General features: G+C 28.6%; 20 protein-coding genes. 1 reads left to right on the forward strand and 19 read right to left on the reverse strand.

Annotation, left to right across the window (positions count from 1 at the left end):
- Nucleotides 1-67 precede the first annotated feature (67 nt).
- From sigE to lgt, 17 genes are all read right to left on the reverse strand, one after another.
- On the reverse strand, nt 68-790 hold the full coding sequence (gene sigE, locus BLP75_RS11475) for an RNA polymerase sporulation sigma factor SigE (protein WP_092726209.1): 723 nt from the start codon (nt 788-790) through the stop codon (nt 68-70).
- 26 nt (nt 791-816) lie between these two features.
- On the reverse strand, nt 817-1,659 hold the full coding sequence (locus BLP75_RS11480) for a sigma-E processing peptidase SpoIIGA (protein WP_092726210.1): 843 nt from the start codon (nt 1,657-1,659) through the stop codon (nt 817-819).
- Between the two features lie 433 nt (nt 1,660-2,092).
- Nucleotides 2,093-3,244, reverse strand: a complete 1,152-nt coding sequence (gene ftsZ, locus BLP75_RS11485; RefSeq protein ID WP_092726212.1) for a cell division protein FtsZ — start codon at nt 3,242-3,244, stop codon at nt 2,093-2,095.
- 105 nt (nt 3,245-3,349) lie between these two features.
- A complete protein-coding gene (locus tag BLP75_RS11490) occupies nt 3,350-3,703 on the reverse strand; it encodes a small basic family protein (RefSeq protein WP_092726214.1) in 354 nt (117 codons plus the stop codon).
- Nucleotides 3,704-3,768: 65 nt separating this feature from the next.
- Nucleotides 3,769-4,458 carry a DUF881 domain-containing protein gene (locus tag BLP75_RS11495; RefSeq protein WP_242872421.1) on the reverse strand — a complete coding sequence of 230 codons (690 nt, stop codon included), beginning with the start codon at nt 4,456-4,458 and terminating at the stop codon, nt 3,769-3,771.
- Between the two features lie 3 nt (nt 4,459-4,461).
- A complete protein-coding gene (locus tag BLP75_RS11500) occupies nt 4,462-5,154 on the reverse strand; it encodes a DUF881 domain-containing protein (RefSeq protein WP_242872422.1) in 693 nt (230 codons plus the stop codon).
- Nucleotides 5,155-5,181: 27 nt separating this feature from the next.
- Nucleotides 5,182-5,910, reverse strand: coding sequence for a cell division protein FtsQ/DivIB (locus BLP75_RS11505; RefSeq protein ID WP_092726215.1), 729 nt, complete (start codon nt 5,908-5,910; stop codon nt 5,182-5,184).
- Between the two features lie 72 nt (nt 5,911-5,982).
- Entirely contained in the window at nt 5,983-7,263 is a 1,281-nt protein-coding gene (gene murA / locus BLP75_RS11510) for a UDP-N-acetylglucosamine 1-carboxyvinyltransferase (RefSeq protein ID WP_092726218.1), read from the reverse strand.
- A 75-nt stretch (nt 7,264-7,338) separates the two neighbouring features.
- Nucleotides 7,339-8,556 (reverse strand): undecaprenyldiphospho-muramoylpentapeptide beta-N-acetylglucosaminyltransferase, encoded by a 1,218-nt coding sequence (murG, locus tag BLP75_RS11515; RefSeq protein ID WP_092726219.1) that lies wholly within the window; start codon nt 8,554-8,556, stop codon nt 7,339-7,341.
- A gap of 14 nt (nt 8,557-8,570) precedes the next feature.
- Nucleotides 8,571-9,701, reverse strand: a complete 1,131-nt coding sequence (gene spoVE, locus BLP75_RS11520; protein ID WP_092726221.1) for a stage V sporulation protein E — start codon at nt 9,699-9,701, stop codon at nt 8,571-8,573.
- Nucleotides 9,702-9,736: 35 nt separating this feature from the next.
- The gene (gene murD, locus BLP75_RS11525) at nt 9,737-11,095 is read right to left on the reverse strand and encodes a UDP-N-acetylmuramoyl-L-alanine--D-glutamate ligase (RefSeq protein WP_092726222.1); all 1,359 of its coding nucleotides are present in this window, start codon (nt 11,093-11,095) and stop codon (nt 9,737-9,739) included.
- Nucleotides 11,096-11,111: 16 nt separating this feature from the next.
- Nucleotides 11,112-12,080 carry a phospho-N-acetylmuramoyl-pentapeptide-transferase gene (gene mraY / locus BLP75_RS11530; protein WP_092726225.1) on the reverse strand — a complete coding sequence of 323 codons (969 nt, stop codon included), beginning with the start codon at nt 12,078-12,080 and terminating at the stop codon, nt 11,112-11,114.
- 38 nt (nt 12,081-12,118) lie between these two features.
- Complete coding sequence (locus BLP75_RS11535) at nt 12,119-13,492, reverse strand: UDP-N-acetylmuramoyl-tripeptide--D-alanyl-D-alanine ligase (RefSeq protein ID WP_092726227.1); 1,374 nt, start codon at nt 13,490-13,492, stop codon at nt 12,119-12,121.
- A 173-nt stretch (nt 13,493-13,665) separates the two neighbouring features.
- Nucleotides 13,666-15,645 carry a stage V sporulation protein D gene (locus BLP75_RS11540; RefSeq protein ID WP_092726229.1) on the reverse strand — a complete coding sequence of 660 codons (1,980 nt, stop codon included), beginning with the start codon at nt 15,643-15,645 and terminating at the stop codon, nt 13,666-13,668.
- A gap of 12 nt (nt 15,646-15,657) precedes the next feature.
- The gene (locus tag BLP75_RS11545; RefSeq protein ID WP_092726231.1) at nt 15,658-16,014 is read right to left on the reverse strand and encodes a hypothetical protein; all 357 of its coding nucleotides are present in this window, start codon (nt 16,012-16,014) and stop codon (nt 15,658-15,660) included.
- Nucleotides 16,015-16,305: 291 nt separating this feature from the next.
- Entirely contained in the window at nt 16,306-17,241 is a 936-nt protein-coding gene (gene rsmH, locus BLP75_RS11550) for a 16S rRNA (cytosine(1402)-N(4))-methyltransferase RsmH (protein ID WP_092726233.1), read from the reverse strand.
- Between the two features lie 31 nt (nt 17,242-17,272).
- Nucleotides 17,273-18,016, reverse strand: a complete 744-nt coding sequence (gene lgt / locus BLP75_RS11555) for a prolipoprotein diacylglyceryl transferase (RefSeq protein ID WP_092726234.1) — start codon at nt 18,014-18,016, stop codon at nt 17,273-17,275.
- A 259-nt stretch (nt 18,017-18,275) separates the two neighbouring features.
- On the opposite strand from lgt, the gene BLP75_RS11560 reads away from it, so the two are divergent.
- Nucleotides 18,276-18,917: a GntR family transcriptional regulator gene (locus BLP75_RS11560; RefSeq protein WP_092726236.1), complete on the forward strand. Its 642-nt coding sequence runs from the start codon at nt 18,276-18,278 to the stop codon at nt 18,915-18,917.
- Nucleotides 18,918-18,986: 69 nt separating this feature from the next.
- Here the strand turns inward: BLP75_RS11560 and BLP75_RS11565 are convergent, their stop codons facing one another.
- Both BLP75_RS11565 and yfmH read right to left on the reverse strand, forming a co-directional pair.
- Nucleotides 18,987-20,534 carry a BCCT family transporter gene (locus BLP75_RS11565; RefSeq protein WP_092726238.1) on the reverse strand — a complete coding sequence of 516 codons (1,548 nt, stop codon included), beginning with the start codon at nt 20,532-20,534 and terminating at the stop codon, nt 18,987-18,989.
- A gap of 244 nt (nt 20,535-20,778) precedes the next feature.
- Complete coding sequence (gene yfmH, locus BLP75_RS11570) at nt 20,779-22,071, reverse strand: EF-P 5-aminopentanol modification-associated protein YfmH (RefSeq protein WP_092726240.1); 1,293 nt, start codon at nt 22,069-22,071, stop codon at nt 20,779-20,781.
- Nucleotides 22,072-22,076 lie beyond the last annotated feature (5 nt).

A 22,076-nucleotide genomic window follows, 5' to 3' on the forward strand; every position in this document is an offset into this window, starting at 1 on the left:
AAGTTTTATCTATATGAAATTATTTACACATCATATATTTTTATACTTTTAAGAGGGAATTATTTATTTATACAAATTTTTTCATTTCTTTTTTTAATCTTGAAATTATCTTTTTTTCTAACCTAGAAATGTATGATTGAGATATTCCAAGGATATTAGCTACTTCTTTTTGAGTTCTCTCTCTACCTCTATTAGTTAATCCAAATCTTAATTCCATAATTTGCTTTTCCCTATCTGATAATCTGTCTAATGCCATAACTAATAAGTCTTTATCAATTTCTTCTTCAATAATTTTATAAATTTCATCATTTTCTGTTCCTAATACATCTGATAATAATAATTCATTACCGTCTAAATCTACATTTAAAGGTTCGTCAAATGATACTTCTATTTTCTTTTTATTATTTTTTCTTAAATACATCAGTATTTCATTTTCTATACATCTTGATGCATATGTTGCCAATTTTATATTTTTGTTAAGTTTAAATGTATTAACAGCTTTAATTAAACCTATTGTCCCTATAGATATTAAGTCTTCCACATCTATCCCTGTATTTTCAAATTTTCTTGATATGTAAACTACTAGTCTTAAATTTCTTTCTATTAAAACAGTTTTAACACTTTCATCATTTTCTAAGTTTTGTAATAGTTCATTTTCTTCTTCTGCATTAAGTGGAGGTGGTAATATATTAACTCCCCCCATATAATAAATACCTTTTGGTTTTATAATTCCTAATTTAATTAATACACCTAAAAATTTGTTAAATAACTTTGATATTAAAGCTTTCATTTTATCTCCCCCTTTATTTTTTATATTTAAACATACGGCAATATACTAGGATTTAATATTGCATTATAATCTGAATCATCAAAATCTGATATGCCTATTATTATATTTCCTATTTTATTATCATCTATTTCTATATAGTCTGCTTTCAGCCCTAATATTATGTTTCCTGAACTACTACCTGCATGTTTATACGGTATTAATCTTACTCTAGATGAAATATCATCATCTAGAAAATTTATTATTTCTTCTGCTTTAATCACATCTATATTGTCATATTTATACTTAAAAAATGAGTCAGGTAATATTTCTTTTAATGCATTTGATTTAACTATAACAACGTCATTTTTGCTTATAGGATCTTTTAACAAATTTCCACTATCTAACAAAGCCTTACATGTACAATTATTGTTTAATAAGCTAATATTTATAGTCTTAGTTAAATCAGTTAACTGTTTTAATGTCTTTATATCATTGTATATGTACTTAAGCAACTCACCGCTTATATAAGCGCATACTATTAAAAAAGATATCTTCATATGACTTATACCTGTAAAATAAATTATAAAAAAAGTAACCCCTGATATAAAAATATTTACTGCATAAAAAGCAATCATTATGCGAAAATATTCTTTTTTATTTTTATATGTAAAAGAGATAAGGGTTATAAAAGTCATAATTACTATTTTAAATGGTAATGTAAACAATATATCAAATTGAGGATATACATATGCTAATGAATACATAGCTCCAAGAAATGCTCCTATCCATTTATTTTTTTTGCTATTAATTGTTTTTGTTAGAATAGAAGTACAACTTATAATAATATAATTTATTAATAGGTTTTCTATAATGTAGTACTCAATATACATTAAATAGTCCCCCTTTGCCTTTGTAATATATTATAAGTTAGCTGCATCTCAATTTTATGTCATTTTTAATGGTCGAAATGCATTTATTTTACTATAAAAAATCACAAAAAAAGAAAGCATTCTGCTTTCTTTTTATTAATTAATTTATAACTTATTTTATTTATTTTTTATTAAACCCCTTAGAGTTACTTTGTTTCTTATTAATATTTATTCTATTTACTAAGATTTTATGCTTGTTTTTTATTTATTTTTATTTGAACTAATTTGTAGAATAATTTATTTAGAAGTAACAATTTAGAAATATTTTTAAGTTATTTATATTCATACTTATTATTTTTTATGTATTTTCTAATAATTATTTTATATTTTAATATACATTCTACATTCATAATAATTTTACAAATAAAAAAGAAGCCGTATAGACTTCTTTAACTTATCTTCTTCTTCTTAAGAATGTAGGAATTTCCATATCGTCATCTTCCATTACATTCACTTTTTTAGGCTCTTCTTTAGGAACTACTATTTCCTCTTTTTGCTCAATTGGAGCAACTGGTTTTTGTACTGGTTGTGGATTTAAAGTAGGTCTTGGAGTAGCTTTTGGCTTTTCAATTATATCAAAACCTATATCTTTATTATCATCAAACCCTGTAGCTATTACAGTTATTTTTATTTCTTCTCCTAAATCTTCTCTTATAGAAGCTCCGAATATTATATTTGCTTCAGGATCACATGATTCATTAACTAATGTTGATGCTTCATTTATTTCTAATAACCCTAAATCATTTCCACCTGTTATATTAAGTAATACTCCTCTAGCTCCTCTTATTGAAGTTTCTAATAATGGAGATTGGATAGCTTGTCTAGCTGCCTCAAGCGCTCTATTTTCTCCACTAGCACTACCTATACCCATATGAGCTAGTCCCTGTTCCTTCATAACTGAAGTAACGTCAGCAAAGTCTAAGTTTATAAGACCTGGAACTGCTATTAAGTCTGATATAGACTGTATACCTTGTTTTAGTACATCATCAGCCATAGAGAATGCATCTAACATAGATGTGTTCTTTTGAACTAATTGTAAAAGTCTATCATTAGGTATTGTTATTAAAGTATCAACCTTTGATTTTAACTCAGATATACCGCTTTCTGCATTTTTCATTCTTACTTTACCTTCGAATAAGAAAGGCTTAGTAACTACCCCTACAGTAAGCATACCCATTTCTTTTGCAAGTTGAGCTATAACTGGAGCTGCACCAGTACCAGTTCCTCCTCCCATACCTGCAGTAACAAATACCATATCAGCACCTTGAAGTACTTTTATTATTTCGTCCTTACTTTCTTCAGCAGCCCTTTTTCCAACTTCTGGATTAGCCCCTGCTCCAAGTCCTCTTGTTAATTTTTCTCCTATTTGAATCTTATATTCAGCTTTTGATGTAAGTAAAGCTTGCTTATCTGTGTTAACGGCTATAAACTCAACACCTTGAAGTTGTGCTTCAACCATTCTATTTACAGCATTGTTTCCTCCGCCACCTGCGCCGATTACCTTGATTTGCGCAAGACCATCTGTTTCTACGTCAAAGTTTAGCATCTATAAACCTCCTTATTTTATGATTGTAAGTAAATGTATGTATTAATTATATCATTTAATCTTTAAATTTTGTTAATATTTAACTAAGTTATTCCACAAAAATATTTATTTTCCTCTTTTTTTATTCCTCATATTTGTAACAATATGTCTCCTAATTATCGATAAATTGTCAAATAATCTCGACCCAAAGACTAATATAGCGACATAATAAAGCGGTAGACCTAACCTATCTCCTATATATGTCAATATTATAGCCAACAAAGCATTACCTATAAAACCAGTCAAAAATATTATATTATCGTATTTACTTTCAAATCCTGACTTAATTGCTCCAAATATAGAGTCCATTGTTGCAAGTATTGCCACAGACATATATAATGAGTAATCTATAGAATATGTAAATGGAAGGTAGTATCCAACAACCACCCCAAGTGCTAATCCCGCTAATATCCATATCATAAATGCTCACCTTCTTTATTTTACTTTGAAACCTATACCTTTTTCAAGTTTTTTAATGTTTTTTATTAAGATTTTTTATAGGAATTTATTGTTATATAATCTTTTGCTTCAACTTTTATATAAATACCGTATCCCTCCTTTAATAAATTAGCATAGGACTCGGGTGAAATCACTGATGCAGCAAGAGTTTCTTTATCCCCTATAGCCTCTATTATAAATGGCTGTCCGTAAGTTGTATCATTTACAGTTATAGTAGCCCCAGAACATTTTATTTTACTTAAAGGTAATAATCTTTCTCCATTTATTGCTATGGACATAGCTCCAGATTTTTTTAAATCATTTATTATTCTTAATATATCTATATCATGAACAATCAAATCATTCGGATTTTGATTTGATTTTAAATCTTTCTCACTATCCTTTATAATTATTTTTACACCCTCACCCTTTTCTAATGAAAATCCACATTCTCTCTTTAAATTATTTAAGTCTATAGTTACTAAATCTACTATAGATTTAGTACTGTCACCTACTGCTTTATTATAATAATCAAGTTTATTTTTATATTCTAAGTTAACTGTTTTTAACCTTACTATTTCATCTTTTGTTTTTTGTATTTTATTCTCCATTTCCTTTTTTTCATCAAGTGTCATATATGTATTTGTATTATCTAATGATTTTACATAAATTGATATCAAAATTCCTAATATAAATGCTCCTAATATAACCATCTTTTGTTTTATATTTTTATACATGTATTACCTCTTACTTATGTAATAATCTTCTATATTTAAAGCTTTATCACTTCCTTTAATTTTTAAGGTATCATTTTTCTGAATTTCTACATTAGCATTATAATATTCTTCCATTTCCCAAACTACACCATATTTTATTTGTAAAGCAGATGCCATTGTATGCGGATTTCCAATAGCTTTAATTATTATAGGTTGATTTATTTTTTTTTCATTCATATATAATTCATTTCCTTTTAAATTAAAATGTGTGTTAAAAACAACTCTTTCATCATTTACAGATATTGCATTTGCTTGTGCTGAATTTAATTTATTTATCATTGATAATAATAAATCATAGTTATAAATTATGTTCTCACTTGAGTCAGATTTTGCTTCATCTATTTTAATTTGTATTCCATCTCCTTCTACGTCAGTATACCCTGAAAGAATTTCATATTTTTCTATTTCAGATTTTAAGTCTGTATCCCCTTGATTTTTTCTATATTCATCTATTTTAGATTTTATATTTTCAATTTCTATGTTCAAGTTTTTTTCTTCTGCTTTAAGACCTTTTAGCTCAATAGCTAACTGTTCTCCTCTTTTGCTAGTTGATAATCCATTGTTCTCTAAATTTATTGTTTTTAATTGTAGACTTACTAAAAGTCCAAGTATTACACTACAAACTATTATACTTTTATACTTCATAGCATTATGCAATAATATCACTCCTTATTTTTTAATTAACTAAGGCTTATATATCGGATTATTTCCTAAAGTAAAATCTACACTTCCACTTCGTACATATTTACCTTGAAGATCTGACAAAATTGCCCCTAACATAGATATGTTATAATTTAATTTGCTATCATTAGGTAAAATTATTTTTATATTTTCTTTTGTTGTCATTTCTATTGTTTCATTCTTAAAAATTATTGTTTTTATTTTTTTATTAAGATTTTCTTTTTTTAAGCATTCTAATAAGTTTAATAATATTTTTTTATGTTCTTGATTCTCAAATTTAATACTTTTATCCTCTTGTAATTCATAATTAATTTTTACTATAACTCCTTTTTCTACCTTATCAGATTTATCAACGCTTTGTATGAATTTACCATCTTTATCTATATAAGTATAACGAAAATCATTATCTAATATTGCGACAATTTCCTTTTCTATAATTATTATATGTAATTTATTAGGCATACCTATTTTAACTTGTCCACTTTCTATATAATTATTTTCTTCTAACTTCTCTTCCATCTGTTTCTTATTGTATTTAAATATGTTTTTATCATCTCTTATGTCTAAATTTTTAATTATTGCTTCTTTAGATACTCTATTATTACCCTCTATTTTTACATTGCTACTACTAAATATACTACTATTTAGCAGTATATAAGCAAATATTATTATCATTAATACAAGGCTTAATAAAGTTATCAGTTTAGATGTATTTAATCTTTTCCTTTTCATAATACGCCTCCTTTTAGGTATAAATAATAAATACAACTAATTCTATTCTTTTCCTTCAAAAAAATAAAAGGCTTAACAGCCTTTTATTTTTTCTAGATTTTCTACTTTTAAAATGTCAGCTCCCAAGCTTCTTAAAGTTTGTTCTATATTTTCATAACCTCTTTCAACATGATAAATATTAGAAACCTCAGTTTCTCCATTTATAGTAAGTGCTGCTAATATCAACGCAGCTCCACCTCTAAGATCTGGAGATTTAACTTTTGCATTGTGAAGATTTGCTACTCCTTTTATCATACAAATATTTTCTGTTATATATTTTATATTAGCCCCTAATCTAGTTAGTTCTGCGCAATGCATAAATCTATTTTCAAAAATTGTTTCATGGAATACACTAGTGCCGTTAGATAGTGCCATTAATGACATTAATTGAGCTTGCATATCTGTAGGAAATCCAGGATGTGGAGAAGTCCTTACTAGGTCTATCGCTTGTATAATTTTAGGGGGTGTCATCACCAATCCATTTTCTTTATATTCTATGCTGCAACCTGCTGCTCTTAATTTATCACTTATCGGTTCCATATGAGGTATTATAACCCTATCAACTTCTAAATACCCTCCTGTCATTGCTGAGGCTACCATATAGGTTCCTATAGCTATTCTATCTGGTATAACAGTATGTTCCACTTCATGCAGAGTTTCAACACCTTCTATTTCTATATAATTAGTTCCTGCTCCTCTTACTTTTGCTCCCATAGAATTTAAAAAATCTTGTAGATCTTCGATTTCAGGTTCCCTAGCTGCATTATATATTTTAGTAGTACCTTTTGCCTTTACAGCTGCTAACATTGTGTTTTCTGTTGCTCCTACACTTGGAAATTCAAAATTTATTGTACTTCCAACTAATTTATCCTTATAACATTTTATAAATCCATCATCTTCCTCTATTCTAACACCTAATTCCTTTAATGCCTTTAGGTGCAAGTCAATAGGTCTAGAGCCAATGGCACAGCCCCCCGGATGGCTTATTTTAGTATAGTCTAATCTTCCTATCATAGCTCCCATCACGATTATAGATGATCTCATTTTTCTAACATAATGTTCATCTATTTCCATAGAACTTATATTAGAGCTATCTACGACTAATGTTCCATCTTCATATTTAACTTTACAACCAATACTTTCTAAAATTTTTATCATAACATATACATCAGATATATCAGGCACATTATGAATTGTGCTTACACTTTCATTAAGTATAGTTGCTGCTATAATTGGTAATATAGAGTTTTTAGCGCCTCTTATTGCCAACCTTCCTTCTATTTTGTTTCCACCCCTAATTGTATACTTAGACAAAGTTAACCCCCCTAGCGTTGTATATTAAATCATAATGCCTATAATTTAAATATTATGAACTAGAGGGGTTATATGTTACTTTTTCTTTATTCCTATTATTTTAGGTTCACTTTCATTATTTTCAGAACCTTGAGAGGTTTCAACTACTTCTTTTTTATTTTCTTTTTTATTTGAAACTTTTTGCTTATTATTAGCTTTATATATATTCATTATTTCATTATATATAAGGTCTATAGCTTCAGGCTTTCCTATTTCCATACTTGCGTTAGCCATGTCAATTAACTTTTCTTTATCACCTAAAAGTTTAAATACCGTTTCATTTAAATTTTGAGGTGTTAAATCTTTTTCTAATATAGCTATACCAGCACCTTGTTTTTCTATACTTTTAGCATTATACTCTTGGTGATTCTCTGCTGTATAAGCCTTCGGTATTATTATTGATGGCTTTCCAAGAGCTGTTATTTCTGCTAAAGATATAGCTCCTGCACTACCTATAACTAAATCACTTGCAGCTAATGCATTAGCCATATCCTCTAAATATGGTACTACTCTTTGGTATGGCTTCAACTGTATATCTGAAATACTATTTGAAAATTCTTCATAATAATATTTTCCTGTTGCAAATATAAACGCAATATCATCTTTAACCATATTTTCAATAACTAATTTCATTGCATTGTTTATATCCTCTGATCCTCCACTACCGCCATAGCAAAGTACCATCTTTTTATCTTCTGTTATTCCTAAATTTCTTCTTGCAGAATTCTTTCTTGCCATTAATATCTCTTTTCTTACTGGATTTCCTGTAAGAACTAATTTGTCCCTTGTTCCTTCAGGGAATCTTTGATGTGAATCTTCAAAACTTGTTAAAACTTTAGTTACCATTTTAGCAAGTATTTTGTTTGTCACTCCAGGAAAAGAGTTTTGTTCATGTATAACAGTTGGAACTTTATTCATAGATGCATTAAATAATACAGGACCACTTACGTATCCACCTGTACCTATAACTAAATCCGGCTTAAATTTTTTAACAACTCTTCTTGATTGTTCTAACCCTTTAAATAATTTAAAAACTCTTTTTACATTATCAAAGTCTATTTTTCTTTTAAATCCTTGAACTGTAACAGTCTTTAGTTCATATCCATATTTAGGAACTATTTCTGATTCAATTCCTTTAGCAGTTCCTACAAACACTATTTCAGCTTCAGGATGCTCTTCTTTTATTCTATTTGCGATGGCTATAGCTGGATAAACATGACCTCCAGTACCTCCACCTGATAATAAAACTTTCATTTAATCATCTCCTGTTAGTTAATTTTGACATTTTTTGAGATGTTTAACACTATACCTATAGCGCTCATAAATATTACAAGGGATGTACCTCCATAACTTACAAACGGTAGGGCAACTCCTGTAACAGGCATTGATGAAGTTGCTACAGCTATATTTAGCGCTGCTTGTATTCCTATTTGAGCACCTATACCCATAACAACCATACATGCAAATACATTAGAGCATTTTAAAGCAATTCTTACACATCTATATACTAATATTACAAATAGCATTATAACTATTGCACATCCTATAAGTCCTAACTCCTCACCTATTATAGCAAAAATAAAGTCATTTTGTGGTTCTGGTATATAGAACCATTTCTGTTGACTTTTTCCTAGGCCCATTCCAAATAGTCCACCTGATCCAAGAGCATAAAGACCTTGTATAACTTGATATCCATTACCTAATGGATCTTGAAATGGATCTAAGAATGATAATATACGTTTTAGTCTATACTCTGATGTCAATCCAAGTGCTAAGAATAATGCAACCCCACACCCAAACATGGCTCCTACAAATTTCATATCCATTCCAGCAACAAATATCATGACAAATGTTACTAGTATTATTGTCCCTGCAGTTGACATATTAGGTTGAAGCATTATTAATCCAAAAAATAAGCATGGTATTAATATTAGTGGTAAAACACCTTTTGTCAATGATTTAATTTTATCATATCTTTTTTCTATTAATTTTGCAGTTATTATTATTGTAGCAAATTTGGCGATCTCTGCAGGCTGAATTGTAAATGCACCTACTCCTAACCATCTTCTTGCACCGTTAGCCTTTATCCCTAACGGAGTTAATACTAATAACAATAATACTATAGCTACAATACCTATAGTTTTGGCATTTTTCTCCCAAAATCTATAATCAATATTAGACATTATTATCATACTAATAAAACCTAGTATTGCATAGATAGTATTTCTTTTTAGAAAAAAATAAGCATCATGGTGCTTAAACGAAGATTGAACAAAACTTGCGCTAAACACCATGATGATTCCTATAAATACTAAAAGCATTGTTGTATAAAATATTACACTGTCAAATTCAGTCTTAATTCCCTTGTCAATTCGTTTTTTCAGAGCTTCCTTAGGCATTTTGACAAACTTACCTCCATTCCCGAGGTAAGAGGTTATTTTAAATTGTGTACATTCTCTTTGAAGTCATTACCCCTTACTTCAAAACTTTTATACATATCCCAGCTTGCACAAGCCGGAGAAAGAAGTACTACTTCATTTTTATTTGCAATTTTATAAGAAGTATTTACTGCTTCTTTCATATTTTTCACTATATAGATTTCTTCAAATCCTTTTTCTTTTGCACACTTTTCTATCTTAGGTGCAGTTTCTCCTAATAAAACAAGTGCTCTTACATTATTTTTAGCAAGTTCTAGTAATTCATCAAAACTACTTTGTTTATCCATTCCTCCAGCTATTAGTACTATCTTATTTTTATAAGATTGTATAGCTTTAATAGTTGAATCAGGATTTGTTCCTTTTGAATCATTAACAAACATGACTCCATTTAAATTTTTTACAAACTCTTGTCTATGCTCTACTGCAGCAAATGTCTTTAATACCTCTTTTATAACTTCTATATTAACATTACATACATAAGCTATACCAACAGCAGCCATACAATTTTCTAGATTATGATTACCTGGTAAGCTTAAATCTTCTTTGTTTAAAAGAACTATTTTTTCATTTATGTCTATAACTATATTATTGTCTTTATCTAAATATATTCCTTCTTCTAACTCTTTTTTTCTTGAGAAGAATATTTTTTTAGCCTTAACTTTTTCAGATAATGCTCTAACTTTTTCATCATCATAATTTAATATACAAAAGTCATCACTATTTTGATTCATAAAGATTCTAGATTTTGCCTCTATATAATTTTCCATAGTGTGATGTCTATTTAAATGGTCTTCTGTAAAGTTTAATATTGCACTAACTTTTGGTTTAAATGTATCTATACTCTCCAATTGAAAACTACTTAATTCTGTAACTAAAACAGATTTTTCATTGGCAACGCCAACTGTATCTATAACTGGATTTCCAATATTCCCAACAATATATGTATCAGCTTGAGATTTTTTAAATATTTCACCTACTAAGCTTGTTGTTGTTGTTTTTCCATTTGTTCCTGTTATACCTATAAATGTAGGATTTTTAGAAAGTGTATATGCTAATTCTACTTCACCAATTATTTTTATATTATTATCTTTTAGTTTTAATATAAAAGGCAAATCTAGTGGAACTCCTGGTGATACTACTGCTAAATCTATATCATCTACATTTTCTGGATGATATCCTAGTATATATTCTACACTACTTAAATCTTGCAGTTCTTTAAGTATTTCACTTAATTTTTCCTTATCTTTTATATCATTAACAATTATATTTGCACCTAATTTATCTAAATGCTTGATTGTAGATATACCTGTTTTTGCAAGCCCTACTAATAAGACTTTCTTATTTTTTAGGTTCATTTTTATACCCCCAACTTTAGAATATTGCTATTATACCTATCCATGCTAATATTACAGTAGTTATCCAGAATATGAACACAACTCTTGTTTCTGGCCATCCACATTGTTCAAAGTGATGATGTATTGGTGCCATTTTAAATATTCTTTTCTTTCTTAATTTGAAAGAACCTACTTGAAGTATTACTGAGATAGCTTCTGCAAAATATATACCTCCAACTAAAGGTATTAATAATATTGAGTTTGTTAATACAGAGAATGCAACAACAGCACCTCCTAATGCCATAGAACCCGTATCACCCATAAATATCTTTGCAGGGTAAGAGTTAAAGCCTAAGAACCCTAGACAGGCTCCTACAGTGGCTGCTGCTAATACTGCAATATCCGGATTTACCGTTACAGATGATGCAAGTAGCATAAAGAATGTTGATACTATTAAAGTTACTCCTGATGCTAAACCATCTAATCCATCTGTTAAATTTACTGCATTAACTATACCAACGATTATAAATGTCATTATTGGAACATATAATGTTCCTAAGTTTATAACAGCATCAGTAAATGGTATCACAAGTTGTGATGCACTTGGCGATGATGTATATTGGTAATATGCTATATATAAAGCTAAAGCAAATTGAAGTACTATCTTTTGCCATGCCTTTAATCCCAATGATCTTCTTTTCTTTATTATTATAAAGTCATCTATAAACCCTACTAAACCAAATCCTACGATTGATATTAATCCTACCATCATATCTGGACCAACTTTACTTCTAGTAAGTCCTGTAACTAATATCGCTACTATCATTAATATTCCACCCATAGTAGGCGTTCCATTTTTAGCTAAATGCGTCTGTGGTCCATCGTCTCTAACGGTTTGACCGAATTTAAACTTAGTTAACATAGGTATAAATATTGGGCCTAATATAACTACTATTAGAAATGAAATCATTGCTGTATAAGTAAGTTCTGTTATTCCTAACATAATATATCTCCTCTCCCTTGTTGGCTATTTCTTTCGTTTTATTATTTATTTAGATATTCTACTATTTTTTCTAATTTCATACCTCTCGATGCTTTTACTAGTATTACATCTTCATCTTTTAGTAAATTATCAATTTCATTAATAGCATCTTCTTTTGTATCAAAATGATGTATGTTTTCTTTATTAAATCCTAATTTTTCAGCTTCTTTTCCTATAAAATTAGAATCTTTTCCTATAGTTAACAATACATCCGTATTATTTATAACTGATTCTCCTACTAATCTATGCCCATATTCTGCATGAGTTCCCATTTCAAACATATCTCCAAGTATAGCAACTCTTCTATTTTTATATCTTCCAAGAATTTTTAATGCTGCTTTCATTGAATCAGGACTAGCATTGTATGCATCATTTATTATTGTAAACTTATCAGTTTTAACTATATCTAATCTCATTTTTGTCGCTTTAAAGTTTTTTAAACCTGATTTTATTTCATCCATAGAAAGTCCAAGGCTTTTTCCAACTAATATAGCTGCCATAGCATTATATATATTATGTTCTCCTACTGTAGGTATAAATATTTCATCTTCTATACCATCTATTATGCATGTAAATATAATACTATCTTCTGTCATTTCATATTGCTTACAGTATATATCATTATCTTTGTCAAATCCAAATGTCTGTAATTTAAATACGTGATTTTGATTTTTTAATGTAGATAAAAATTTATCGTCTCCATTTACAACTAGAGTACTTGAAGAATCAAAATTAGTTGTTATCTCCATTTTAGCCTTTAAAATTCCTTCTTGAGAACCTAAATTTTCAATGTGAGATAAACCTATATTTGATATTACACCAATTTTAGGATTTACTATATTAGCTAAATATTCAATTTCATTAAATCCTGACATTCCCATTTCTATTACTGCGCATTCATGACACTCATTTAATTTAAATAATGTTAAAGGTACACCTAATTGATTATTTAAATTTCCTTCATTTTTTAAAGTATTAAATTTTGCACTTACAGTCGCAAAAACCATATCTCTTGTAGTAGTTTTCCCTACACTTCCTGTTATTCCTATATATGGTATTTCAAATTTAGACTTATAATATTTTCCTATATCTCCAACAGCAATCTCACTATCTTTGACTTCTATTAAATTTATGTCCGAACTATCTAAATTTATGCTACTACTTTCATTTTTTATAAAAGTTTTGCATCCATTTTCATAAGCAGACTTTATAAATTTATGTCCATCTAAGTTTTCTCCTACTATAGCTACAAATACATTATCTTTATTTGCAAGTCTACTATCTATAACAACGTCATGTACAAGGTCATTTTCATTACCAATTACTAAGTTACCTTTCGTTGCAAGTACTAACTCTTTTATTGTTAGACTTTCCATTTTTAATCCTCCTTTAAGTCTTTTAGGCTATTGTTAGCTAAATTTCCTAATAAAGGGCAATGTATACCCAAATATACATTGCCCCAAACTAATCTTAACTTAATAATTATATACTATATTTTTATTTTTTTGAAGGTATTTCTAACTATATGTTAAGAATCTGTTACTTTTAATTATTTAAAGTATAACATTATGCCAGAACCTTCAGCTACTTTTACACCTGGTTTTGGGAACATATCAACAACTTTTGTGCCTTTTTCTATATTTATATCTGTATCTAAATTAGGATTTAATTTCGCTTCTTCTAATACTTTCACTGCATCCTCTATAGATATATTTCTTACATCAGGCACTTCAACTTGTGTTTTTTCAAACTCTTTCTTTTCTTCTTCACTGTACTTTGGCTCTACTCCTAAATATTTTAAAGAATCATTCATAACTTCTTTTACTATTGGACCTGCTGTGCTACTACCAAAAGCCATTACCCCTGTTGGCTCATCAACAATTGCTAAAACTACAATCTGAGGATCATCAGTAGGAGCTATTCCTATAAATGAACATATATATTTTCCAGAAGCATATCTTCCATCTATAACCTTCTGAGCTGTACCAGTTTTCCCACCTATTCTATATCCTGGTATATAAGCTTTATTACCAGAACCTACACTTACAACTGACTCTAATATTGACATCATCTTTTCTGATGTTTTTTTAGATATAACCTGTCTAACAACCTTCGGAGGTATCTCTTCTATTATATTTCCTTTATTATCAGTATATCCTTTTACAACTCTTGGCTTCATTAAATTTCCATCATTAGCAACAGATGATATTGCTGTTATTAGCTGTATCGGTGTTAATGAATTTGCTTGACCAAAAGATATAGTAGCTAATTCTACTGGTCCTACATTTTTTTCATTATGTAATATACCTTTACCTTCTCCTGGAAGATCTATTCCTGTTTTATCCATAAAACCAAAAGCTTCTATATAGTCATACATTTTTTTAACACCAAGTCTTTTTCCTACTTCCATAAATACAGGGTTGCATGAATTTTGAACACCTTGTTCAAATGTTTGTGCACCATGAGGTCTATAATGTCTCCAACATTTAAGTCTTTGACCTGCAATTGTTACACCACCTGTACAAGTGAATTTTTCGCCATCTTTTATTACATTTTCTTCTAAACCTGCAGAAGATGTAATTATTTTAAATGTAGAACCTGGTTCATATGTATCACTTACAGCTGGATTTCTCCACATTTGATAATATCCTTTAATTTTGTTTTTATCATCATATTTATCTAGTTCTTCCTCATAATAAGGATATATAGGCGTTCTTGGATCATTTGGATTATAATCTGGCTTTGATGCAAGTGATAGTATATCACCAGTTCTTGGATCCATAGCTACAACAGTAACTCTTTTTGCATTATTTAATTCATAAGCTTTTTGAGCTGCTTTTTCTGAGTAATGTTGAATTACCTCATCTATAGTAAGAACTAATCCATCACCTTGAGTAGGCTCATAGTATTTTTCCATTCCTCTTGGGATTTCTCTACCAGAAGCATCTGTACTAACAATTAATTTTCCTGATTTTCCTTTCAAATGTTTATCATACTTCATTTCTACACCAGCTATTCCTTGTGAATCTGTCGATGTATGCCCCAATACATAAGGAGCAAAGTTTCCATATGGATAATATCTTTGATTGTCTTCTGCTACCCATATACCCGGTATTTTTGCCTCTCTTATCTTTGTTGCTTTATCATCATCTATCCATCTTTCAATTTTAACTAAAGCCATGTTTTTTTTGCTTACAAGTTTAAAAACATCTTCATATTCCTTGCCTATAATTGTAGATACTTTTTTAGCTGCTTCTTTTTTATCCTTAACTTCTACAGGTTTACACCATACTGTATATTTAGTTACACTTACAGCTAATTCTTTCATATTTTTATCATATATTGTACCTCTTTTAGGTTCTATTGGAATTTCTCTTGTTTGTTGATCTGTTGCTTTTGTACTTAGCCATTCACCCTTTATTAATTGTAGATATCCAGTCCTCATAGTTAAACCTAAAAATAGAGCACATGCTAATATAAGAACAAGTACTAATCTTTTTTTACTTACTCTTTTTATCTTTTTACTCAAGTGCCTTCCCCCTTACTTTTTAACCTCAATGTATCTTATTTGATTTTTATTAGGATAGTCCATATTTAATTCTTCTTTAGCTTTAGTTTCAATTTCTTGTATAGATGTGCTTGTATCAACCTTAGCTTTTAGTTCTTCTAATCTTATTTCTTCTTGTCTTAAATCTTTTTTTAGATAATGAATATCATATTTTAAATCTGAAACAACTGTGTATCCACAAATATTACCTATTACGACGCCTAAAGTAATTACCGATATAAAAATTATAGACACTCTTTTTTTTAATTTTTTCTTTCTTTTATTGTTATGTTTATTCTTTTTTTCTTTTTTATATTCATTCATGTCCTTAATTTTATTATTTTTTTTCATAATTACCACCCTTATAGTCCAAATTGAAATTTTGTATTATTTAATATAAACTCGTACTTAATTTAACTATCTATATTATATTTGTTACTTGGAAACAAGCTTCCTTTAAACTTTTCTCGTAAAATTAATACATAAAAACACAAATTTAAGTATATTTACTTATAAAATATTAAATTAACTTTATTTAAAACTTTTTTACTAAAATTTCAAATATAACATGTAAAATTTAAATTTTTACATAAAAAAAGCTACAACCTAAGTAAATTACTTAAATTATAGCTTTAATTTAATCTATTTTCTTTCTGCAACTCTTAATTTAGCACTTCTACTTCTTGGATTTACTTGAACTTCTTCATCAGTAGGAAGTATTGGCTTTCTTGTTATTACTTTTACAAGAGATTCTTTATCACATTGACATATAGGTAAATGTGAAGGACATACACAATCAAGCGCTAAATCTCTAAATTCATTTTTTACTATTCTATCTTCTAAAGAATGGAATGTTATTATACAAACTCTTCCACCTTCATTCATTATAGATACAGCATCATCTATCATATTAGTTATTACACCTAATTCATTATTAACTTCTATTCTGATTGCTTGGAACGTTCTTTTAGCCGGATGTGGTCCATCTATCCTAGCTTTCTTAGGTATAGCTTTTTTTATCACGTCTACAAGCTCTCCAGTTGTCTCTATAGGCTTTTCTTTTCTCTCTTCTACTATAAATTTAGCTATTCGCTTTGCCCAGTTGTCTTCTCCATAATCTTTTATTATTTTTGCAAGTTCCTCTTCGCTGTATGTATTTACTACATCGTATGCTGAGAAATCACATCTAACATCCATTCTCATATCAAGAGGAGCATCTTGCATATAAGAAAAACCTCTATCAGCCTCATCCAATTGATGAGATGATACACCTAAATCAGCAAGTACACCATCTATTTTATGTACACCTATTTTAGCTAATTCTTCTTTTATATTTTCAAAATTACTATGAACAAACTTTACTCGATCGCTATATTCACTTAATCGTTCTTTAGCTGTTGCGATTGCATTTTTATCTTGATCAAATCCGATAAATAATCCTTTATCTGATAATCTTTTTACTATTTCTTTTGAGTGACCAGCTCCACCCATTGTACAGTCTACATACACACCATCTGGCTTTATATTTAAATTATCTATACACTCATTTAAGAGTACTGATACGTGATGAAATTCCATTTTGACTATTCTCCTTAATTACTTACTATTTTTATTCTATTGTACTTTGTTTATTTTTTTTTGACAAATATATATGGGCTATAATACCGCCTACTACTCCTACCAAACTTATCACTTGGGCCATTCTAAGAGGACCTATCATAAGGCTATCAGTTCTTAATCCTTCTATAAAGAATCTACCTAATGAGTATAGTGTAATATAAAATACTATCAACTGTCCCTCATATTGTTTTTTCTTTCTAAATAACCATAAAAATATAAATATTCCAAAATCCCATACAGATTCATATAAGAATGTTGGATGAACCTTTAATCCATCTACCATTATACCCCATGGTAAATTAGTTGGACCACCGTGAGCCTCTCCATTTATAAAATTACCCCATCTACCTATAGCTTGAGCTAAAGGCATACCTATCATAACTGCATCTGCCATTTTTAAAAAATCTATCTTTTTTACTTTAGTAAAAATATATCCTGTTAATATTCCACCAATAAGAGCTCCATGTATAGCCATTCCTCCGCCCCTAAAGTTTAAAATTTGAGATATGTTTTGAGAATAATATTCCCAATTAAATATTACATAATACAATCTAGCACTTAATAATCCTATAGGTATGGCAATTATTGCTAAATCCAGTACATCATCTTCCTTTATACCCACTCTTTTAGCTTCTTTTAAAGCTAATAAAGTACCAACTATCATACCTGTAGCCATTAAAACACCATACCACATTACGTCTATTCCAAATACACTAAATGCCACTCTATCCATAATCTCACCTCTTATTTCATATTTTAGAATCAAATTTATTTTATACCTATATGTAATACTTATACGCATCATATATAGTCATAGAGTTTATTGTAATATTATAACAGTTTAAAGTTAATAATAACATATATTATAAATAATTAGATATTTAAAATTTTACTAATATTTAATATATTCTACTTATATTTTATTTTATAGACATACTGATGTATGAGGTATAGAATAATATATGATTAAAATATATACTTTAGGAGGAAATATGGAAAGAAATAGCTCATTGCCTATATATCATAAGATTGCTTTAGATATTGCTAATAAAATACATATAGGCGATATTCAGGAGGGCAGCTTACTTCGTGGAAGGTCTTCTTTAGCTGGAACATACAATGTTTCGCCAGAAACAATACGTAGAGCTATGAAGGTATTAGAAGACTTAGAAGTTGTTTGTAGCGTTAAAGGAAAAGGTATCTTAGTTTTATCATCTGAAAAAGCATTATCATTTTTAAACAAAAATCAGAATATGACTAATGTATCTTCATATAGATTAAACTTACAACAATTACTAGCCTCAAAAGCTAAGTTAGAGAATGAAATTGTTGATAATATAAATAAAATAATAGATTATTCAAGTAGATTATCTAATATAAATCCTCTCGTTCCATTTGAGTTTAAAATAACAAATGAATGTAAATTTATAGGTAAAACAGCTGGTGAGATAAAGTTTTGGCAGCATACTTCTGCTACTATTGTTGGTGTTAAACGTGATGGTAATTTAATAGTATCCCCAGGACCTTACATAGAGTTCAAAGAAAATGATATTCTTTTAGTCGTTGGAGAAAGTAGTATTCACCATTCTGTTCCTGCATTTTTATATGGAAATTTAGATATAGATCAAGATTAATACAGTAACTTTAAAGTATAAATAAAAAAGAATGACTATATAGTCATTCTTTTTTATTTATACAATTATTTAATCTAGATTTATATTTGCTTTATTTATAACTTTACTATCTTTTTTAGTATAAAATTTTTCACATTGCTCTTGTGATGTTTTTACTTCTTCTCTAAGAGCTTTAATAATTGATATTATACTTACAATTACTATTATAGTAAATGGAAATGCCGACACTATTGATACAGTTTGTAAAGTACCAAGGCCTCCTGACATTAAAAGTGCAATCGCTAAGCAAGCTTGAATAACTCCCCAAAGTATCTTTTTAGGGTTGCTTGGATTTAAATCTCCATTAGATGTAAACATTCCTAATACATATGTTGCTGAATCTGCTGATGAAATAAAGAATGTACACAGTAATATCATCGCTATAACTGATAGTATTTTTCCAAATTGATAATTTGAAAATACTTTAAATAATGCGGTTTCTGTAACTGATGTAGCTGTTGTCGCAAATTCAACCCCTAAATCCATGCCTAACGTTCCAAATACAACAAACCATATTATACACACTATGGCTGGAACTATGGTTACTCCTATTATAAATTCTCTTATTGTTCTTCCTTTAGATATTCTTGCTATGAATATTCCTACAAATGGTATCCATGCTATCCATAAAGCCCAATAAAATACTCTCCATTGACTAATCCACTCTTTAGTAGGATCCATGTATAAACTTTGCGATATAAATTCATTTAAGTAAGCAGATCCTCCTGCAAAAAAGTTTTTCATCATACTTACTTTAGGACCTATTAATATTGCTCCTAATAATAACGCTGTAGCTAAAATTAAATTTGCATTAGAAAGATTTTTTATTCCTTTGTCTAATCCACTTGTTGCACTATACATATATAATACAGATGTAATAGCTATTATTATAAGTTGAACTGTAAAAGTATTTTTTATATTAAATACATACTCTAAGCCTCCAGCAATTTGCATTGTCCCCATACCTAATGATGTTGCAACACCTGTTACTGTTGTAAATACAGCTAATATATCTATAGACTTTCCAATAGGCCCTTTAACGCCATCTTCTCCTAGTATCGGTAAAAAAACACTACTTATAAGGCCTGGTGCGTCTTTTCTAAATTGAAAATATGCAAGTGCCAATCCCATAACAGAGTATGCAGCCCAAGGATGTATTCCCCAATGTATGAATGATTGTTGCATTGCGAAAGTTGCTGCTTCACTAGATCCAGGTTGAACTCCGATTGGATTTATAAAATGTTTCATTGGCTCTACAGATCCAAAGAAAACTAATCCTATTCCCATACCTGCTCCAAATAACATAGAAAACCATGAAAGATTACTAAATTCAGGTCTATCAGTATCTTTACCTAATCTTATATTTCCATATTTGCTAAAAACTAAAAATAAAGCAAATACAACAAGTATAAGCATTCCCACTATATATACCCAACTAAAATTACTAATGATTATATTAAACATCTTATGAGATACACTATCAAATATATTTGGAAAAGCAACACCTGTTACCACCACTAAACTTGTTAATATTATTGATATAATAAACACGAAATTAATTTTATGTGTCTTATTCATATGTTAACTCTCCTTTCAATTCCAAACTAACAACTTAATTCAATATTTAAGTTTTTACTTGTTACAACTTAATTATATATATAAGTTGTTACCTATGTCAAATAATCACTCTAATTGTTTCATAAGTTGAGATTGCTTAAAGTACTGCTATTACAAAGACTTAATTTATTAAATTTTATTTTTAAAATATTTAAATTAGTAAACAAAAAACACCTTTTTAAAAATTTAAAAAGGTGTTTTTAATTTATTTTGTTGTTGGCTCTACTATAGATATAACACAGTATTCTTCTTTTAGATGAGATTTTAATCTTGCATCAACTTCTTCAAACTTTATTGATTTAAGTTCATCTAAATAATCTAATAAATTTATATCTTTAAAATTATATGATAAGAAATTATTAGCTATAAAATTCACAGAATCAAAATACTTTAAGAAGTTTCCAATTTTTTTCTTTTTAACTCGTTCAAACTCATCCTTATTTAGCCCTTCTTCTTTATAAGTTTCTATATAATCTAATATAATCTTTTTAACTTCTCGTGGGCTTCTAGACTCTCCTCCTATTATAGTAAATGCATAATCTACCTGAGATGAGAATCCTCCTCCAAAGTTGTCATTTATAAGACCTTGCATATATAAGTCCTCAAATAATTTGCTACCTCTTTTAAAAATCATATCCACTAATATTTCAGTTACTATTTCTTTTCTTAAAAGTTCTTTACCTTTTATGCCTACATTATCATCTTTAAATGCTATGTTAAATACAGGCATTGATATTGGAAATTGAGCTACTATTTCTTTTTTATTTACTTCTTTAGGCTCGTTAGGATAGAATCTTTGTATTTCATGAGATAGCTTCTCTACATCATCGTTATTTACTTTTTTAACAGAATCTAAAACTTTATCAGCCTCTAAATCACCTACTACAAATAGTGCCATATTTCCCGGGTTATAAAATGTATTATAACATTTATATAGTTCTTCTTTTGTTATTTTGTAGATACTTTCCACTGTTCCTGCTATATCGACTCTTACTGGATAATTAACATACAATGCTTTTAGGCAATTAAAGTATACATTCCAATCTGGATCATCATTGTACATTTTAATTTCTTGCTCTATTATACCTTTTTCTTTTTCAACATTTTCATCTGTAAAATAAGGAGTTTGTACATAATCTATTAAATGTTCTAGGCTTTCATAAAAATTTTCTGTAGCTGAAAATAAATAAGCTGTCATTGTAAAGTTTGTAAATGCATTAGCACTTGCTCCCCATTTAGAGAACTTATCAAATGCATTTCCTCCATCAGGTTGTTCAAACATTTTATGTTCTAAGAAATGAGCTATACCTTCATTAACTCTTATTTTTTTATCTTCACCTATTGGGATAAATTCTAATTCATTTGACCCATAGTTAGTAGCTAGTATTGCATATTTTTTAGTAAAACCAGGCTTTGGCATAAAATACAAATCTAATCCATTTTCTAATTTTTCATAAAAAATTTCTTCTTTTAATATTTCATTAGCTATTTTTTTCATCTCTA

The sequence above is a fragment of the Romboutsia lituseburensis DSM 797 genome, from assembly GCF_900103615.1.
GTDB lineage: Bacteria > Bacillota > Clostridia > Peptostreptococcales > Peptostreptococcaceae > Romboutsia_F > Romboutsia_F lituseburensis.

What these genes read in the sequence shown, in the direction of transcription:
- sigE (WP_092726209.1), bottom strand. Translation starts at nt 790, where the DNA reads ATGAAAGCTTTAATATCAAAGTTATTTAACAAATTTTTAGGTGTATTA.
- BLP75_RS11480 (WP_092726210.1), bottom strand. Translation starts at nt 1,659, where the DNA reads ATGTATATTGAGTACTACATTATAGAAAACCTATTAATAAATTATATT.
- ftsZ (WP_092726212.1), bottom strand. Translation starts at nt 3,244, where the DNA reads ATGCTAAACTTTGACGTAGAAACAGATGGTCTTGCGCAAATCAAGGTA.
- BLP75_RS11490 (WP_092726214.1), bottom strand. Translation starts at nt 3,703, where the DNA reads ATGATATGGATATTAGCGGGATTAGCACTTGGGGTGGTTGTTGGATAC.
- BLP75_RS11495 (WP_242872421.1), bottom strand. Translation starts at nt 4,458, where the DNA reads ATGTATAAAAATATAAAACAAAAGATGGTTATATTAGGAGCATTTATA.
- BLP75_RS11505 (WP_092726215.1), bottom strand. Translation starts at nt 5,910, where the DNA reads ATGAAAAGGAAAAGATTAAATACATCTAAACTGATAACTTTATTAAGC.
- murG (WP_092726219.1), bottom strand. Translation starts at nt 8,556, where the DNA reads ATGAAAGTTTTATTATCAGGTGGAGGTACTGGAGGTCATGTTTATCCA.
- spoVE (WP_092726221.1), bottom strand. Translation starts at nt 9,701, where the DNA reads ATGCCTAAGGAAGCTCTGAAAAAACGAATTGACAAGGGAATTAAGACT.
- murD (WP_092726222.1), bottom strand. Translation starts at nt 11,095, where the DNA reads ATGAACCTAAAAAATAAGAAAGTCTTATTAGTAGGGCTTGCAAAAACA.
- BLP75_RS11535 (WP_092726227.1), bottom strand. Translation starts at nt 13,492, where the DNA reads ATGGAAAGTCTAACAATAAAAGAGTTAGTACTTGCAACGAAAGGTAAC.
- BLP75_RS11545 (WP_092726231.1), bottom strand. Translation starts at nt 16,014, where the DNA reads ATGAAAAAAAATAATAAAATTAAGGACATGAATGAATATAAAAAAGAA.
- rsmH (WP_092726233.1), bottom strand. Translation starts at nt 17,241, where the DNA reads ATGGAATTTCATCACGTATCAGTACTCTTAAATGAGTGTATAGATAAT.
- lgt (WP_092726234.1), bottom strand. Translation starts at nt 18,016, where the DNA reads ATGGATAGAGTGGCATTTAGTGTATTTGGAATAGACGTAATGTGGTAT.
- BLP75_RS11560 (WP_092726236.1), top strand. Translation starts at nt 18,276, where the DNA reads ATGGAAAGAAATAGCTCATTGCCTATATATCATAAGATTGCTTTAGAT.
- BLP75_RS11565 (WP_092726238.1), bottom strand. Translation starts at nt 20,534, where the DNA reads ATGAATAAGACACATAAAATTAATTTCGTGTTTATTATATCAATAATA.
- yfmH (WP_092726240.1), bottom strand. Translation starts at nt 22,071, where the DNA reads ATGAAAAAAATAGCTAATGAAATATTAAAAGAAGAAATTTTTTATGAA.